Below are 15,892 nucleotides of genomic sequence, written 5' to 3' on the forward strand. Positions count from 1 at the left end.
TTGATAGCAGACGAAATTTTAGAAAATCTTTCAACACAAATTTCACCTGAAGAATACCAAAGTTATATCAAGCAATTAAAATTTAACGAAAAGGCTTCAGACGATCATATTATCGTATTTACTGCACCAAATGAGTTGATGGCTAAATTTATAAATACAAGATATGCTGATAAAATCGCTCATCTATATGAAGTTAGAACAGGCATAAAACCAAATATAGAAATTTCATCTACTAAAAGTAGCAAGGTATCAAAACAAAATCAAATAAATGTTAAGCAGATAAAAACGCAAAGTAGCATTTTAAATCCAAGCTACACATTTGAAAATTTTGTCTGTGGAGCGTCAAATCAATACGCATTTTTAAGCGCAAAAGCAGCCGCTGAAAAACCTGGTGTACTTTATAATCCACTTTTTATATATGGCACGACGGGACTTGGCAAGACTCACTTACTCCAGTCAGTCGGAAATCATTGCCTAAATAAAGGGAAAACCGTTATTTGCGTAACTAGCGAACAATTTATGATAGATTTTACCAGTCACATAAATAACCACTCAATGCCAAAATTTCGTGAAAAATATAGAAACTGCGATGTTTTACTAATAGACGATGTGCAGTTTCTTGGTAAAACTGATAAAATCCAAGAGGAATTTTTCAACACATATAATGAGCTTTTAGCAAAAAATGGTCAAATAGTTATGACTTCAGATCGACCTCCAAAGACACTAAAAGGCTTTGAGGATAGGATGATTTCAAGATTTGATAAAGCTTTTATGGCTGATATTACGCCGCCTGAACTTGATACAAAAATAGCCATCATCATCAAAAAATGCGAATTTGATAAAATCGATCTAAATAAAGAGGTCATAAACTACATAGCTACAAACATGGGGGATAATATCCGTGAGATCGAGGGAGCTATCATAAATTTAAACGTATTTAAAACTCTTATGAAAGAAGAGATCACACTCAATCTTGCAAAAAGTATATTAAAAGATTTGATCAAAGAAAAACGTGAAAATATAAATTTCGATACTATCGTTGAAATAGTTAGTAAAGAACTAAATATCAAACAAAGTGATATAAAAAGCAAATCAAGAGTTACAAATATCGTAGAAGCAAGACGAATCATCATATATCTTGCAAAGATGCTTACAACAAACTCAATGCCACAAATTGCAAACTATTTTGGTATGAAAGATCACAGTGCCGTTAGTCATAATATTAAAAAGATAAATGAGCTAATACAAACTAATGAAATTTTTAGTCTAAAAGTTACTGAATTAAAAAATAAAATTTTGACAAAAGGATAAAATACAATATGAAATTTGTGAATAAATGTGAAAAAGAAAATATAATTTTTCACATTTCAAATAGCTTTATTACGATGTTTAAAAGCACTTTTCACTTTTTAACATCACCTACTAAAACAAAAAAATTAAATTTAAAAATAGAAGGAAGTTTTTAATGAAGGTTTTAATAAACAAAAATATGCTTGAAAGCATAGTAACAAATACAAATCCATATCTTGAAAAAAGAGATCTTAGTGCTATAACTTCTCACATTTATATCTCAGCAAAAGATGGAGTTTTAAATATAAAAGCAACTGATCATGAAATAGGTCTAGCATATAAGCTAAGTAACGTAAAAATCGTAGATGAAGGTTACGCAACTGCAAATGGCAAAAAACTACTTGACATTATAAAAAGTCTAAAAGACGAAGAAGTGATGTTAGAAACTGTAAATAACTATCTTTATATAAAACAAAAAAACTCAAAATATAAACTTCCAATGTATAAATTTGAAGATTTTCCAGAATTTCCAACGATTGAGGGTAAATCAAAATTTGATGTTGATGCTGTTATGTTAGGAAGAAGTTTAAAGAAAATTTTACCAAGTATTGATAGTAATAACCCAAAATTTGAACTAAATGGAGCTTTTCTTGATATTAAAAAAGACTTTATAAATATCGTTGGTACTGATACAAGAAGACTTAGTGTATTTAGATTTCAAACACCAACTGAAAAAGAATTTTCACTTATAATCCCTAAAAAAGCTATAAATGAAATACAAAAACTATTTTTTGACAAGATAGAAATTTACTATGATGAAAATATCTTAATCGCTCAAAGCCAAAATTTTGAATTTTTCACAAAACTTATAAATGGCAAATTCCCAGATTACGAGCGTGTCATACCAAAAGAGGTCAGAAAAAGACTTCAACTAAGTAGAGATAAGATGATAGAGGGTATAAAAACTATTTCAATGCTAAGTGATACAATGAAAATATCTTTTGCGAAAGATAATATAACATTTGAAAGTGTTATAGAAGATAATTCTGAAGCAAAAACTACAATAGATTATCAAACTGGTTTAGAGCTTGGAGATGAATTTTTCATAGGTATAAAAAATAGATATCTACTTGACTTTTTAAGTAGCATCGAGGATGAAAATTTTGAGCTTGGATTTAATGAAAGCTCACTAGCATTTGTTGTAAATTCAAAAGAATTAACAACAGTAATAATGCCGATAAATTTATAAGATAAGGCAAGATTATGGAAAATAATTACGGCGCAGAAAATATCAAAGTACTAAAAGGGCTTGAAGCGGTCAGGAAACGCCCAGGCATGTATATAGGCGATACTAACATAAGTGGTCTTCACCATATGATCTACGAAGTAGTTGATAACTCTATCGACGAAGCTATGGCAGGATACTGCGATACGATTGATGTTGAGCTTACACGTGAGGGCTCAGCTATCATCAGCGATAATGGCCGTGGTATCCCAGTAGATATGCACCCAACTGAGAAAATTTCAGCTGCGACTGTTGTTCTAACTGTGCTTCACGCTGGTGGTAAATTTGATAAGGACACTTATAAGGTCTCTGGCGGTCTTCACGGCGTTGGTGTATCTGTTGTAAATGCCCTTTCTAAAAAACTAGTCGTAAATATCAAACGTGATGGCAAGCTTCACAGACAAGAATTTTCAAAAGGCATCCCACAAAGCGATCTTGAAGTTATAAAAACTACAAACCGCACAGGCACACAAGTCGAGTTTTGGCCAGATGATAGCATATTTGAAGTGACTGAATTTGATGATGAAATTTTAGTAAAAAGATTTCGCGAGCTAGCCTATCTAAACCCAAAGATAACTATAAATTTTAAAGATCAAAGAAATGGCAGAAGCGAGAGCTTTCATTTTGAGGGTGGACTTGAGAGCTTTGTAACTGATATGAACAAGGCAAATGCTGTCAGTAAAGCAGTATCATTTAGTGGCGGCGAAGATGACGTGCTTGTTGATTTTGCACTACTTTACAACGACACTTATAGTGAAAATTTATTAAGCTTTGTAAATAACATCAAAACTCCAGATGGCGGTACACACGAGGCTGGATTTAGAGCGGGCCTTACAAGAGTTATCACAAACTACGTTCAAGCAAACGCTGCTGCACGTGAAAAAGATACAAAGATAACTGGCGAAGATATCCGCGAGGGACTTATCGCAGTTGTTAGCGTAAAAGTGCCAGAGCCACAGTTTGAGGGACAAACAAAGGGCAAACTAGGCTCAAGCTACGTAAAACCTATCGTTCAAAAGATGGTTTTTGATGTGCTTACAAAGTATTTTGAAGAAAATCCTATCGAAGCAAGAGCGATAATGGACAAAGCTCTAATGGCGGCTCGTGGTCGAGAGGCCGCTAAAAAAGCTAGGGATCTAACTCGTAAAAAAGAGAGTATGAGTGTAGGTACACTTCCTGGCAAACTAGCTGATTGCCAGAGCAAAGATCCAGTAATTAGTGAGCTATATCTAGTGGAGGGCGACTCTGCGGGTGGTTCTGCAAAGCAGGGGCGTGATAGGGTTTTTCAAGCGATATTACCGCTTAAGGGTAAAATTCTAAACGTTGAAAAAGCAAGACTAGATAAAATTTTAAAGTCTGATGAGATAAAAAATATGATAACAGCTCTAGGCTGCGGTATCGGAGATGAATTTGATGCTGAGAAGCTTAGATATCATAAGATCATCATTATGACCGATGCTGACGTAGATGGTAGTCACATCCAGACGCTTCTTTTAACTTTCTTCTTTAGATTTTTAAATAAAGTTGTAGAAAACGGCCATATTTACCTAGCTCAGCCACCACTTTACCGCTATAAAAAAGGTAAAAAAGAAATTTATCTAAAAGATGAAAAGGCATTAAACGAATTTCTTATCGAAACTGGCATCGAGGGCGTTGATATAGAGGGCATTGGTAGTGCGGATTTGATTGATTTCTTAAAGATCGTTGCAGCTTATAGAAGCGTCTTAAAAGAGCTTGAAAAACGCTTTAACGTCCTTTCAGCGATCCGCTATATGATAGAAAATCCAGACATCGTCTCAAAAAGCTACAATGAAATTTTTGAAATTTTAAAGAATTTCTTAAAAGCTGAGGGTCACAACATTCTAAACCACTACGTTAGCGATGATGAGGTTAGAATTTATGTCCAAACTGAAAGCGGCCTAGAAGAGCTTGTGGTAAATGAAAATTTATTCACAAATCCACTTTACGAAGAGGCGCTTTATATCAGCCAAAAGATAAAAGAGCGCGGCCTAGACTTGCATAGTGACGTTATAGACGTGCTTGATGAAGTAGAGAAAAATGCTAAAAAAGGTGCATATATTCAGCGCTACAAAGGTCTTGGTGAGATGAACCCTGAGCAGCTTTGGGAGACTACGATGAACCCTGAGAACAGAAGACTTTTAAAGATCAATATAAACGATGCTATAAGCGCCTCTGACACGTTTAATCTCTTCATGGGCGATGAGGTCGAGCCAAGAAGAAACTACATCCAAGACCACGCAAAAGACGTTAAACACTTAGATATTTAAAAGAAAAAGGATAAAAGATGAGCGAAGAGCTAGAGATGAAATATGGCGAGAAAATTTTAAAAGAATTTGACGTAGAGAGTGACCTTGAGGTCTGGGAAAATAAGCAAACAAGGGACTATGTCATAAAGATTACTCTGCCTGAGTTTTGCTGCCTTTGCCCTCGCTCTGGTTATCCTGACTTTGCGACCATATATCTTGAATACATTCCAAATAAGTTGGTTGTCGAGCTAAAAGCGATAAAGCTTTATATAAATAGCTTTATGAACCGCAATATCAGCCATGAAGATAGTATAAATGAAATTTACTCTGTTTTAGAGAAAAAGCTTGAGCCTAAATTTATGAAGATAGTGGGCGACTTTAACCCACGTGGAAATGTTCATACAGTTATCGAGATCAGCTCTGATCTAGTCGTAAAAAAGCCAGCTGAAGAGAAAGAATTTGCTCCAAAAAGTAGGGAGAGAAACTTTAGTGATAAGTCACGGGAGAGACGAAGTACAAGTGATCGTGGCAATAGAAGCAGCAGAGATGATAAATTTAAAAAAGATGACAAACCAAGAAGAAGCTCAAATAAAGAGGGCTTTAGAAAGATAAGCTATGCCGATGATAAGAAGCCAAAAGTAGTCAAAAAGGATAAATAATGATAAGTGCTAAGCTTATAGAACATATCTTTAAAGCAGCATCTATATCACGTTGGAACGACTATCCAAAGATGACAAATTTAGTCGAGCTTGATAAGCAAGCTCATAAATTTATCATCGCTTATTTCATAGCAAAACAAGAGCAAGACGCCGATATGAACTATATCATTGAGGCTGGAATTTTTGAGTTTTTAAGTAGGGTTGTAGTCACAGACATACGACCAGATGTCTTTCATCATATACAAAAGACAAAAAAAGAGCAGATAAATAGCTGGGTTTTAAGTAATCTTGATAGCCTTATTTCAGATATTGAAGATGGGGAGTTTTTAGAGAGATTTAAAAGTTATTTTAAAAGTGATAAAAAGCATGAAAAAGAACGCCTCATCCTAAAAGCAGCTAGCTATCTTGCCACTAGGTGGGAATTTTCTATCGTCTATCAAACGAGCCAGTTTTTAAGTGACATCGACGAGCTTAAGGCGAAGGTTGAGGAGGAGATGGAGGATTATTACGAGCTAATTGGCGTTAGAAAGATCGCTATGAATCAAAAATTAGCCCGCCTTGTTGATCTAAGTGGTAGGCTAAGGTTTCAAAAACGCTGGGCGCAAACTCCTCGTATCCCTGAAACTGCGGTCTTAGGACATATGCTAGTAGTTGCGATACTTAGCTATTTTTATTCACTCAAAGCAAAAGCTTGCAAAAAACGCCTAGAAAATAACTTCTTTTGCGCGCTATTTCACGATCTGCCAGAGAGTCTCACAAGGGACATCATAAGCCCTGTAAAATACGGCGTAAAGGGGCTAAATGAGATCATTAGTGAGTATGAGATGAGGCTTATTGATGAGAGGATTTTGCCGTTTGTGCCAGAAAATATCAAAGATGAGTTTAGCTACATCCTTGGCATCAGAAAAGATGGCGAGAAATTTATAAAAGATGAGTTTGAAAATAGAACTTACGAGCGTAAAATCATCTGCCACGAAGGGACGATGGAAAACGTAAATGAGGATAAATTTAACCCGATCGATGGCAAAGCGCTAAAATACTGCGACAAGCTATCAGCCTACATCGAAGCTGGAATTTCTATAAGCTACGGCGTCAAGTCAAAAGAGCTAACTGATGGCTTTAATAATATGTATAAATTTTTTAGCGAAAAACCTAAGATTGATGGAGTGGATTTTTTAGAAATTTGCGATGATTTTAATGAGCATTTTGGTTTAGAAAGACCCCCTCTCAGATAACTGCGGCACACACTTAATATAAGTGCTCTGCTGTGTTCCCACCCTGAAGCGGTGCTCATAAAAAGCATTGCACAGGTCTAAGAAGGAGCTTCGCAATCATACAAAAACTATACTTAAATTTAGTTTTATAGTTACATTTTTAAAAATTTAGCTTTAAAAGTATATAATCAGCCAAAATTTCACAAAAAGTAGAGTAATGTCTGGAAAGTTTAAACTTCGTTTTTTATCAGCTTTTAGAGATTTTTTTATCTATCATCACAAATCTTTAGAATTTCGTGCCAAAATTTTTGCCGCTATGATCTCTGCTAAATTTGACCCAGACGAAGATGATTTTTTTGTTTTAAATGACATTACAAATGAAATTTATGAAAATGACCAAACCAGAAAAGACTTTTTGATCCAAACTGTTAAAGAGTATGTAGCAAGAGTTAAAAGAAACGATAGAATCACACTTGATGCACTACTTTTAAGCATTGATAAAGACCTAAAAGATCATAAAAGATACGCCAAAAAGATAGATTTTTCTCACCTTCGTCGCTTGATGAGTGGCTGTGAGGAAGAGATTTTAGTTCAGCAAAGAGTTTATGAGTTTTTAATAAACGAAGTCAAACTCTATTCTTAAAATTATCATTCATTTTAAATTTTTAATCATCAACTAGCATAAAAATTATTTCTTCATCTGAATAGCAGTCTGGATCATCTCATCACTTGTTGTGATACTTTTTGCACTAGCCTCATAAGCCTTTTGTGTGACTATAACCTCACTTAGCGCTTGACCAAGATCGACATTACTCATTTCAAGTTTATTTGCAAGAATTTGTGAGCCATAAATAGTCTCACCAGCTTTATTTTTGTAAAAAAATGCTTCACCTGAATTTGGAGTTGCTTCATAGAGATTATCACCTACTTTTGATACGCCCTGTTCATTTTGGAAGTGATATAGAGCTATTTTTGCAACTATAAATGAGCGAGAATTGTCAAAATTTGCCATGATATTTCCACGGTCATCGACGCTATATTTTGAGAGATTTCCTTCGGCGTAGCCATCTGCTTTTATGACAAAGTCTTTTTTTGAATTAGCCGAGCTTGTTATGCCATTATAGACATTTGCATCTCCATCGCCAAGAAAATTTAAAGCTACGTTTCCAACACTTGTTAATGTATTTGTAACAAGTCTGCCGCTACCATCAAAAGTAAGTGTTCCCATAGCTGTATTTTGTACAATACCATTAGCATCAGTTATCGTAGCTGTGGCATTCCAGATAGTTTGATTGCCGCCTTGAGGGATTTGTTTTGTAAAATTTATAGTTACTAAGCTTTTTGTACCATCGCTGTTATATATCTCTGAGCTTAGTTTTTCTTTATTAGCTACTTCAACTAGTGATGTAACTTCGGCTTTTACATCTAAGCTAGCAAAATTCATAAATTTTAGGCTTTTATTATTTATATGCCAGCTGCCATCGCTCTCTAGCGTGGTTGAAAACTCACTAAATTTACCATCGCCGTCTTTTACTTTTACCACTACGCTGTCACCTGCTTTTGCACCAAAGTTCGTCTGACTTAGTGGGATTTGTCCATTTAGTGAGATAGTTTTATTTGTATTATCGAGTGTATAATTAAAATTTGCCGCATCAATGGCTGTTGTTCGCTTATCTGTTATAAGGCTTGAGTCTAGGTTGCCTTTTAAATTTATATTTTTTGTTTGCTTGGCTGGCATATATAAAAAATGAGGTAAATTTATACCTTTTTGTGAGCCAGTATCGCCTAGTTTTAGATCCTCTTCTTTTGCAGTAAATGCCTGCGTGGTACCTTTTGTTTGACCATATTTTCTAAGAGCATTAGCACTTGGAGTGACTGGAGTAAAACTTGTTAACGTACCAAGAAGCAAGTTGCCTTTATTATCTACTAAATTTCCAGCCCCATCTATATCGAAGCTACCTGTTCTTGTGTAGTAGTTTCTACCATTTTTATCAACGACACCAAAAAAGCCTTTACCGCCTATGGCTAGGTCGAAGTTATTATCGGTATTTTGAAAACTACCATTTGTCATCTTTAAAGCTGTCGTTTGTTTCGTAGCTCCAAGACCTACTTGATTGTTAGTTGGACCGCTTCCAGCGGAAGCCATATGTTGATTGATTAAATTTTTAAACTCAGGGATTGAAGCTTTAAAACCTACGTTGTTGATATTTGAGATATTATTTGCCCAAACATCCATGCCAAAGCTTTGTGTTTTAATGCCACTAATTCCGTTGTAAAAACCTCTCATCATGGCTTTTATCCTTCGTAAAATTCAGATATTTTATCCATTGGGACATATTCACCTGCGATTTTTATCATGGCTTTACCATCTACAAATTTTACTGCTTCAACCGGATAGCTACCTACTTGAGTCTTGTATGAATTACCATCTTTTCCGGTGTAATTAACAGAGACTGTATATGCACCGTTTGGTAATTGTTTTCCAGAATCATCTTTACCATCCCAAGATATTCTGCGAACTCCTGATTTTAGATCTTTTATATCGATTGAACGAACGACCTCTCCATTTGCATTTTTAATTTCGAGCTTACCATTTGCAAGATCTGATTTAAAATAAAGTGCAAAATTTACAGTTTTTTGCTCATCTGTTAGTAAAACTGAGTTTGAACCAGTTGAGACCATTTTGCCAAGAGCTGATATAGCGTAGGCATTTGCATTTGATTTTAATTGATTTACAAGCTCTTTCATAGCTGAGTTTGTATTTTGTTGCATCTCTAGTGATGCTAGTTGGCTAGTTTGTGTGAGCATCTTTTCAGTATCCATAGGACTTGTTGGGTCTTGATACTGAAGCTCTGTTAAAAGTAGCTTCATAAATGCATCTTTATCTAGCTGCGCATTTGGGTTAGTTCCTGTGCCGGCTGCTGCATCTTGCTTTGCTTTTGCCTTTTTCTCGGCGTTTTTTTGTTGTGTTGTTTGTGTAGTTATATCTGAAACTGAAGCCATGATCTCTCCTAAATATATCTTGGTATTACTAGCTCAAGCAAGCTTTGTTCCGCTTGAGCGTTTTCGCTCTCATCGCTTTGATTTGAGCTATATTTATTCTTTGCTTGTTCTTTTTTATCTTGTCTTTGATTTTGATCTGAGAAATTCATTTCAAGCTCGGTAAATCCCATATTTACAAGGCTATTTTTAAACTCGGCTTGATTTTGTAAAAATAAATTCATCGTAGCCGTGGTTGAGTTAAAATTTACATGTAAATTATTACCTCGATTTACCATCGTGATCTCAACCTCGCCTAAATTTAGTGGATTAAGCGTTATGTTAAAACGAGTGATCGGAGCTTTATAGTTTTGCACCTGCTCTTTTAGTGTAGAAGAGAAGTTACTAAGTGTCTCTTTTATCTCAGCCTTTGTTTGAAGCTGGTGTTTGGCGCTACTAGCGATATCTTTTACCATTTGATTTAGCTCTGATTTATTATCGCTATTAAATGTCTCTTTGCTCTCAAAATTCTCATTTTTTTGTTGTTCTCTTTCAGGGAAGAGTAGTGACTCAAGAGTTGGAGCTTTTTGCGTCTTTTGCTCGTGTAAATTTACCTTTACTTTAGGCTGCTCGTCTGGTTCAACATCCACTATCTCATCATCAAGCTTTACCTCGCTATCTAGCTTTTTAGGCTCTTCTTTTACTAAATTTTTAGTTTCATTAGTTGGATTTGCCACTACCTCTTTTAATAAGGTATCAAGCTTTACGACCTCTTTTGGTTCATTTTTGATAATGGTTTGCTCGACTTCATTTTTTAGCTCTTTTAGGTAAAAAGGCTTCTCTTCGGTCTTTATCGGTGTGAAAAATTCTTTCTTGCCTAAATTTTTAAACATCTCATTTAGTTTTGGCACATCTTCATTTGAAATTTCTATATTTTCAAGGCCAAGGTCAAATTTCTTGGCAAGGTCGATAAGATCGCTAACACTCTTAACATTACTAAGCTCTTCGACGTTTTCAGGCACACTTAAGAAATTTGCTATTTTGTCGCTAAAATTTGGAAATTTACTTACTTTTTCATTGCCATTTAGAATTTCTAAAACTTGCAAAAGCTGCATGAAATTTGCATTTTCATAGAGCTCATTTTTTGTATTTTCGTCCAAATTTTCTTCAAGTGCAGTTGAAATTTTTGCCACGCTTTCGCTTTGTGCTTTTTGCAATGTCTCTTTTTGAGTGGTAACCGTTTTTACTATCTCTTTGACATCTTTTTCAGTGATTTTTTGGCCGCTATTTGCCTTGCTCGCAGCTGCATCTAAAACCATCGACAAAAATTCGCCGTTGTTTTGAGATTTTTTAGAAACAGAGGGCTTTTTACCTCCAGCAGGAGCCAGCAAATCTACGTTGTTTTTCGCTGTATAAGCTTGCATTTAAACCTTTCAAATTTTTAAACTTAATGTCAAACATGCAAAATCTATTCCAAAAATTAATTTCTTGATATCAGCTTAAAATTTATAAAAATTTGGCTATAATCTGCCCCTATTTTAAAACTGACAAACGAAAAATAGCAAACTAATAAACGGAGAAAAATTTGGAAAAGATACGAAATATAGCCGTTATCGCACACGTCGACCACGGTAAAACAACAATGGTTGATGAGCTTTTGAAACAGTCAGGAACATTTAATGAACATCAAAATCTTGGCGAGCGTGTAATGGATAGTAACGACATCGAAAGAGAGCGTGGTATCACGATCCTTTCTAAAAACACTGCCATTCGCTACAAAGATACAAAGATCAACATCATCGACACCCCAGGCCACGCCGACTTTGGTGGAGAGGTAGAGCGTGTTCTTAAGATGGTTGATGGCGTTTTACTACTTGTCGATGCGCAAGAAGGTGTTATGCCACAAACTAAATTTGTCGTCAAAAAGGCACTCTCACTAGGACTTCGCCCAATCGTCGTCGTAAATAAGATTGATAAGCCAGCAGGCGATCCAGACCGCGTTATAAATGAAATTTTTGATCTTTTTGTCGCACTTGATGCAAATGATGAGCAGCTAGAATTTCCAGTCGTTTATGCCGCTGCTAAAAATGGCTACGCAAAGCTAAAACTAAGTGATGAAAATGTAAATATGCAGCCACTTTTTGAGACTATCTTGGCTCACGTACCAGCTCCAAGTGGTAGCGATGAAAACCCGCTTCAGCTTCAAGTTTTCACGCTTGATTATGACAACTATGTCGGCAAGATCGGCATCGCGAGAATTTTTAACGGCAAGATATCTAAAAACCAAAATGTTATGCTTGCAAAGGCTGATGGCACAAAGACAACTGGTAGAATTTCAAAGTTAATTGGTTTTATGGGTCTTGAAAGAACCGATATTAACGAAGCTGGTACTGGCGACATCGTAGCGATCGCTGGCTTTGATGCGCTTGACGTTGGCGATAGCGTCGTTGATCCAAATAATCCTCATCCACTAGATCCTCTTCACATCGAAGAGCCAACACTTAGCGTTGTATTTTCTGTAAATGATGGCCCATTGGCAGGTACTGAGGGTAAACACGTTACATCAAACAAGATCGATGAGCGCCTTGCAAATGAGATGAAGACAAATATCGCGATGAAATACGAAAATATCGGCGAGGGCAAATTTAAAGTAAGTGGCCGTGGTGAGCTTCAGATTACTATTTTGGCTGAAAATATGCGCCGAGAGGGCTATGAATTTTTACTTGGCAGACCTGAGGTCATCGTAAAAGAGATAAACGGCGTAAAATGCGAGCCATACGAGCTTTTAGTTATCGACGCACCTGATGATACGACAGGCACAGTCATAGAAAAACTTGGCAAAAGAAAGGCTGAAATGGTCTCTATGAACCCAACAGGTGATGGCCAAACAAGGATCGAGTTTGAGATCCCAGCGCGCGGGCTTATCGGCTTTAGAAGCCATTTTTTGACTGATACAAAAGGCGAGGGCGTTATGAACCACAGCTTTTTGGAGTTTAGACCACTTAGTGGCACCGTCGAGCACAGAACAAATGGTGCTTTAGTTTCGATGGAAAACGGCGTAACGCTTGCTTATTCGTTATTTAACTTGCAAGATCGTGGTGTGCTTTTCCTTGATCCACAAGCAAAAGTCTATGTGGGCATGATCATCGGCGAGCACAGCCGTCCAAACGACCTTGATGTAAATCCTATCAAGGGTAAAAACCTAACAAACGTTCGTGCAAGTGGTAGCGACGATGCGATCAAGCTTGTGCCGCCTAGAAAGCTAAGCCTTGAGCGCGCGCTAGAGTGGATAGAAGATGACGAGCTAGTCGAGGTTACGCCTATAAATATCCGCGTTCGCAAGCGCTATCTAGACCCAACAGAGCGCAAAAGAAAAGCAAAACTCTAATCAAATTTTATCATTTAGCCCCTTTGTAAAGGGGCTAATAATTAAACTCTAAAAACAGCAAAAAATTTATATAAATTTCTCATACTTTTTTTGCATTATTTATTTAAATTGGCTTTGTTCAAGACAAAATAGAGCCATTCTCTCATTTAAAATTTATCAATCTTAAAACCATTTATACTTTAAAATACCATACTTACTTTTCTATTTTTGCTTTTAATATAATCAATACAAAAATGCTTAGTTTATGCTAGAATCGGCGAAAATTTAAAGGAAACCGATGAAAAAACTAAAATTTATTTTTGCTCTCGCGGCGGCATTTATTTTTGGCGGCTGCTACGAGACGACGCTACTTACACGGGTGCCGATCTCCGCGCTTATTTCGGATAAAAGCTCGGACGTGAAGTCTACGATCGTGCTAACGGGTATAACGCCGCAGACGCACGAAACGAAGAAGGTAACGGACAATGTGCGGGTTTTTGTCCCGGACGCTAAATTTAAGGACTTCCCGACGGGAGAAACCGCCTATGAGATGAGCGTTAGCGTAGGCAAGGGCGAAAAGGGCGGCAAAAACTCGGATAAGCGCGCCGTGCGGATATATCTAAGCCAAGACGGCGACGTCTACGGCAAGCTTAGCAAAAACATACTCGAGCAGTACGCGGGCGCGGCTAAACAGAAAATGGAGCCGACGCTAAAAGCGGCGATCAAATTTGAAAACGACACGAAGGATGTCTATGAGCTAGTCGCGGGCAACGAGTTTAAGGCGAGCGACGAGGCGCAGACGGGCGGCGTTTATACCTTGGCGCCGGGGCAGGTTACGGGGGCAATCTGGGCGGATAGCGTGGCGGTAAATACGGCGATCGCGGGCAAGGCGGTCAAAATCGGAGTTTTAAAAAAGACGGCTAAATGAAAAGCGTAAAAATCGGCTTTATCGGTGGCGGAAATATGGGCGGCGCGATGATAGAGGCGCTTTGGCGAGCGCAACCTGACGAGGCTAACTCGGGACGAAACTCGGCCGAGGAGGGGCGAAAATTCAGCGGCCGCAGCGAGGCTCGCGGGACGGAAAATTTAGTGCAAACGGATAAAAATGCGAGCCCGCGCGAATACGAAAAAAAGGCAAAATTTGAAATCCTAGCCTGCGCCAGAAGCAAAAACGAAGCCTTACGACAGAGATTCGGCATAAAAATAGCCGCGAGCGAAACTGATCTAGCGCGCGAAGCGGACGCGGTCGTGCTGGCTACTAAACCCGCTAGCTACGAGGCTATCTTGCGCCTGATCGCGCCCGAGCTTGCGGGCAAAATTTTGCTTCTTTTGGCTCCTAATTTTGACATAAAGCGCGCTAGACAAATCGTAGGCGAGGGCGTTTATATCGCTCGCGCTATGCCAAATATCGCCGCTTGCATCGGCGCGTCGGCCACGGCTCTTTGCTTTGACGTCGGATTTAGTGAGGCCAAGAAAGAGACCGTGCGCGAGATAATCGCTAAAATCGGTAAAATTTACGAGATAGACGAGACCGGTTTTGCCGCATTTACGGGCATCACAGGCAGCCTGCCCGCGTATGCGTGCGCCTTTATCGAGGCTGCGGCCGATGCCGGCGTGCGGGGCGGACTGCCTAGGCAGCTTTGCTACGACGCCGTTGCGGCAGCCGTGGAAGGGACGGCGCGCCTGATCCAAAGCGGCAAGCACCCGGCCGCGCTAAAAGACGAGGTCTGCTCGCCGGCGGGAACCACGATCGAGGGACTTGCCGAGCTTGAAAAAGGCGGATTTCGCGGCGCTTTGATGGATGCCGTCGCCGCTTGCATCGCCAAAGCGAGGGGTTAGGTAAATTTAAAGGATAAAAATGAAAATCTTATTATTTGCGCTACTTGCAGCAATAAATTTATTTGCTAGCGAGCCCGGCCTTTCGCCATTGCTGGCCGCAGATACGCTAGAAAAGCTCAAAAAATGCAAAAACCCCGACCTAAACGCTACCAAAGAGTGCGTGCAAGCGGGCATGGTAGCGGCTAACTTAAAGCAAGACTACGGCGCTGCAGAGGGGCTATTTAGCCTAGCCTGCGCCAAAGGAGACGGCGAGGGCTGCTTTTATCTGGGCGAACTTTATAAAAATAACCTAGTAAAAGCCGCAGATAAGAGCGAGCGCGAGACTAAGATTAACGCGTATTACAAGGCTAGCTGCGTCCTTTACGAGTATTTGTCGGGTTGCTTGGCGCTAGCCAATTTCATACAAGAAGAGCTGGGCGACGAGGTGCAGTCGTTTGCGATAAACAATACCCTATGCAACAAAAAATACGCTCCCGGATGCTACAACGTGGGCTAGATGATAGAGCGAACGGGAGGCGATATAGGCGAGATGATGGAGTATTACGAGCGCTCGTGTAAGCTAGGCTACGTAGGCGGCTGCGCGAGAGCGGCGTGGCTGTATGAGGGAAATTTCAACGAAAACAGAATTGATAATAAGGTATTTTGATAAAAAAATTTAAAACGATAAAACTCTATAAAGTCTTAACATAGCCAGCAATGTAGAGTAGTAGCTCTTAGCATATTTTTGAATTCTACAAGAAATTTACTAATTTATGTTTTTAAGTTTATAAAAGCTCTACTATACTTTTTTATAGTAGCCAGTGAAGTAAGGTTAAATTTTTACTTCACTAGATCCAAAAGTAAAATTTTTACAGAGCTTGTGTTTGCTTATACTTTTAATCATTAAGACAATCAATAAAACTCATTGATAAATTTTCTTCTAAATCTTATTTTTAATAAAAATGAATATTAAATTTCTTAAATAAAGCTAAATATAACAATGTAATTTTAAA

The 15,892-nt window shown here is 38.0% G+C and carries 14 protein-coding genes and 1 other RNA gene; 11 read left to right on the plus strand and 4 right to left on the minus strand.

Annotation, left to right across the window (positions count from 1 at the left end; all coding sequences use genetic code 11):
* The 5 genes from dnaA to G5B98_RS00025 all read left to right on the plus strand — a co-directional run bounded on the left by dnaA (nucleotide 1) and on the right by G5B98_RS00025 (nucleotide 6,736).
* Nucleotides 1-1,311, plus strand: coding sequence for a chromosomal replication initiator protein DnaA (gene dnaA, locus G5B98_RS00005; RefSeq protein ID WP_196088171.1), 1,311 nt, complete (start codon nucleotides 1-3; stop codon nucleotides 1,309-1,311).
* 154 nt (nucleotides 1,312-1,465) lie between these two features.
* The gene (gene dnaN, locus G5B98_RS00010) at nucleotides 1,466-2,539 is read left to right on the plus strand and encodes a DNA polymerase III subunit beta (RefSeq protein ID WP_084041987.1); all 1,074 of its coding nucleotides are present in this window, start codon (nucleotides 1,466-1,468) and stop codon (nucleotides 2,537-2,539) included.
* Between the two features lie 14 nt (nucleotides 2,540-2,553).
* Nucleotides 2,554-4,863 (plus strand): DNA topoisomerase (ATP-hydrolyzing) subunit B, encoded by a 2,310-nt coding sequence (gene gyrB, locus G5B98_RS00015; RefSeq protein ID WP_196086773.1) that lies wholly within the window; start codon nucleotides 2,554-2,556, stop codon nucleotides 4,861-4,863.
* Between the two features lie 17 nt (nucleotides 4,864-4,880).
* Nucleotides 4,881-5,501, plus strand: coding sequence for a preQ(1) synthase (queF, locus tag G5B98_RS00020; RefSeq protein ID WP_232524587.1), 621 nt, complete (start codon nucleotides 4,881-4,883; stop codon nucleotides 5,499-5,501).
* Nucleotides 5,501-6,736, plus strand: a complete 1,236-nt coding sequence (locus G5B98_RS00025) for an HD domain-containing protein (RefSeq protein WP_196086774.1) — start codon at nucleotides 5,501-5,503, stop codon at nucleotides 6,734-6,736. Before queF ends, G5B98_RS00025 begins: the two co-directional genes overlap by 1 nt.
* On the opposite strand, the gene ffs is transcribed toward G5B98_RS00025, so the two are convergent.
* An RNA gene (gene ffs, locus G5B98_RS00030) (signal recognition particle sRNA small type) lies at nucleotides 6,723-6,820 on the minus strand. The genes G5B98_RS00025 and ffs overlap by 14 nt on opposite strands.
* Before the next feature lie 112 nt (nucleotides 6,821-6,932).
* On the opposite strand from ffs, the gene G5B98_RS00035 reads away from it, so the two are divergent.
* Nucleotides 6,933-7,358: a hypothetical protein gene (locus G5B98_RS00035; RefSeq protein WP_072595304.1), complete on the plus strand. Its 426-nt coding sequence runs from the start codon at nucleotides 6,933-6,935 to the stop codon at nucleotides 7,356-7,358.
* A 45-nt stretch (nucleotides 7,359-7,403) separates the two neighbouring features.
* Here the strand turns inward: G5B98_RS00035 and G5B98_RS00040 are convergent, their stop codons facing one another.
* Genes G5B98_RS00040 through G5B98_RS00050 form a run of 3 tightly spaced genes read right to left on the minus strand, consistent with a single transcriptional unit; the run spans nucleotide 7,404 to nucleotide 11,118 of the window.
* Nucleotides 7,404-9,005 carry a flagellar hook protein FlgE gene (locus tag G5B98_RS00040; RefSeq protein WP_196086775.1) on the minus strand — a complete coding sequence of 534 codons (1,602 nt, stop codon included), beginning with the start codon at nucleotides 9,003-9,005 and terminating at the stop codon, nucleotides 7,404-7,406.
* A 5-nt stretch (nucleotides 9,006-9,010) separates the two neighbouring features.
* On the minus strand, nucleotides 9,011-9,718 hold the full coding sequence (locus G5B98_RS00045; RefSeq protein WP_021090228.1) for a flagellar basal body rod modification protein: 708 nt from the start codon (nucleotides 9,716-9,718) through the stop codon (nucleotides 9,011-9,013).
* Nucleotides 9,719-9,726: 8 nt separating this feature from the next.
* Nucleotides 9,727-11,118, minus strand: coding sequence for a flagellar hook-length control protein FliK (locus G5B98_RS00050; protein WP_196086776.1), 1,392 nt, complete (start codon nucleotides 11,116-11,118; stop codon nucleotides 9,727-9,729).
* Between the two features lie 161 nt (nucleotides 11,119-11,279).
* Here G5B98_RS00050 and typA point away from each other — a divergent pair, with 161 nt between their 5' ends.
* The 5 genes from typA to G5B98_RS00075 all read left to right on the plus strand — a co-directional run bounded on the left by typA (nucleotide 11,280) and on the right by G5B98_RS00075 (nucleotide 15,546).
* Nucleotides 11,280-13,082, plus strand: coding sequence for a translational GTPase TypA (typA, locus tag G5B98_RS00055; RefSeq protein WP_196086777.1), 1,803 nt, complete (start codon nucleotides 11,280-11,282; stop codon nucleotides 13,080-13,082).
* Between the two features lie 529 nt (nucleotides 13,083-13,611).
* Complete coding sequence (locus G5B98_RS09300) at nucleotides 13,612-13,989, plus strand: hypothetical protein (protein WP_232525367.1); 378 nt, start codon at nucleotides 13,612-13,614, stop codon at nucleotides 13,987-13,989.
* Complete coding sequence (proC, locus tag G5B98_RS00065; protein ID WP_196086779.1) at nucleotides 13,986-14,900, plus strand: pyrroline-5-carboxylate reductase; 915 nt, start codon at nucleotides 13,986-13,988, stop codon at nucleotides 14,898-14,900. Before G5B98_RS09300 ends, proC begins: the two co-directional genes overlap by 4 nt.
* 19 nt (nucleotides 14,901-14,919) lie before the next feature.
* Nucleotides 14,920-15,396, plus strand: a complete 477-nt coding sequence (locus tag G5B98_RS00070; protein ID WP_196086780.1) for a hypothetical protein — start codon at nucleotides 14,920-14,922, stop codon at nucleotides 15,394-15,396.
* On the plus strand, nucleotides 15,397-15,546 hold the full coding sequence (locus tag G5B98_RS00075; RefSeq protein WP_196086781.1) for a hypothetical protein: 150 nt from the start codon (nucleotides 15,397-15,399) through the stop codon (nucleotides 15,544-15,546).
* Nucleotides 15,547-15,892: the final 346 nt, after the last annotated feature.

This window comes from Campylobacter concisus, from assembly GCF_015679985.1.
GTDB classification, from domain to species: domain Bacteria; phylum Campylobacterota; class Campylobacteria; order Campylobacterales; family Campylobacteraceae; genus Campylobacter_A; species Campylobacter_A concisus_AC.

Coding starts and splice junctions, on each gene's coding strand:
- dnaN (WP_084041987.1), top strand. CDS start 1,466: ATGAAGGTTTTAATAAACAAAAATATGCTTGAAAGCATAGTAACAAAT.
- gyrB (WP_196086773.1), top strand. CDS start 2,554: ATGGAAAATAATTACGGCGCAGAAAATATCAAAGTACTAAAAGGGCTT.
- queF (WP_232524587.1), top strand. CDS start 4,881: ATGAGCGAAGAGCTAGAGATGAAATATGGCGAGAAAATTTTAAAAGAA.
- G5B98_RS00025 (WP_196086774.1), top strand. CDS start 5,501: ATGATAAGTGCTAAGCTTATAGAACATATCTTTAAAGCAGCATCTATA.
- G5B98_RS00035 (WP_072595304.1), top strand. CDS start 6,933: ATGTCTGGAAAGTTTAAACTTCGTTTTTTATCAGCTTTTAGAGATTTT.
- G5B98_RS00040 (WP_196086775.1), bottom strand. CDS start 9,005: ATGATGAGAGGTTTTTACAACGGAATTAGTGGCATTAAAACACAAAGC.
- G5B98_RS00045 (WP_021090228.1), bottom strand. CDS start 9,718: ATGGCTTCAGTTTCAGATATAACTACACAAACAACACAACAAAAAAAC.
- G5B98_RS00050 (WP_196086776.1), bottom strand. CDS start 11,118: ATGCAAGCTTATACAGCGAAAAACAACGTAGATTTGCTGGCTCCTGCT.
- G5B98_RS09300 (WP_232525367.1), top strand. CDS start 13,612: ATGAGCGTTAGCGTAGGCAAGGGCGAAAAGGGCGGCAAAAACTCGGAT.
- proC (WP_196086779.1), top strand. CDS start 13,986: ATGAAAAGCGTAAAAATCGGCTTTATCGGTGGCGGAAATATGGGCGGC.
- G5B98_RS00070 (WP_196086780.1), top strand. CDS start 14,920: ATGAAAATCTTATTATTTGCGCTACTTGCAGCAATAAATTTATTTGCT.
- G5B98_RS00075 (WP_196086781.1), top strand. CDS start 15,397: ATGATAGAGCGAACGGGAGGCGATATAGGCGAGATGATGGAGTATTAC.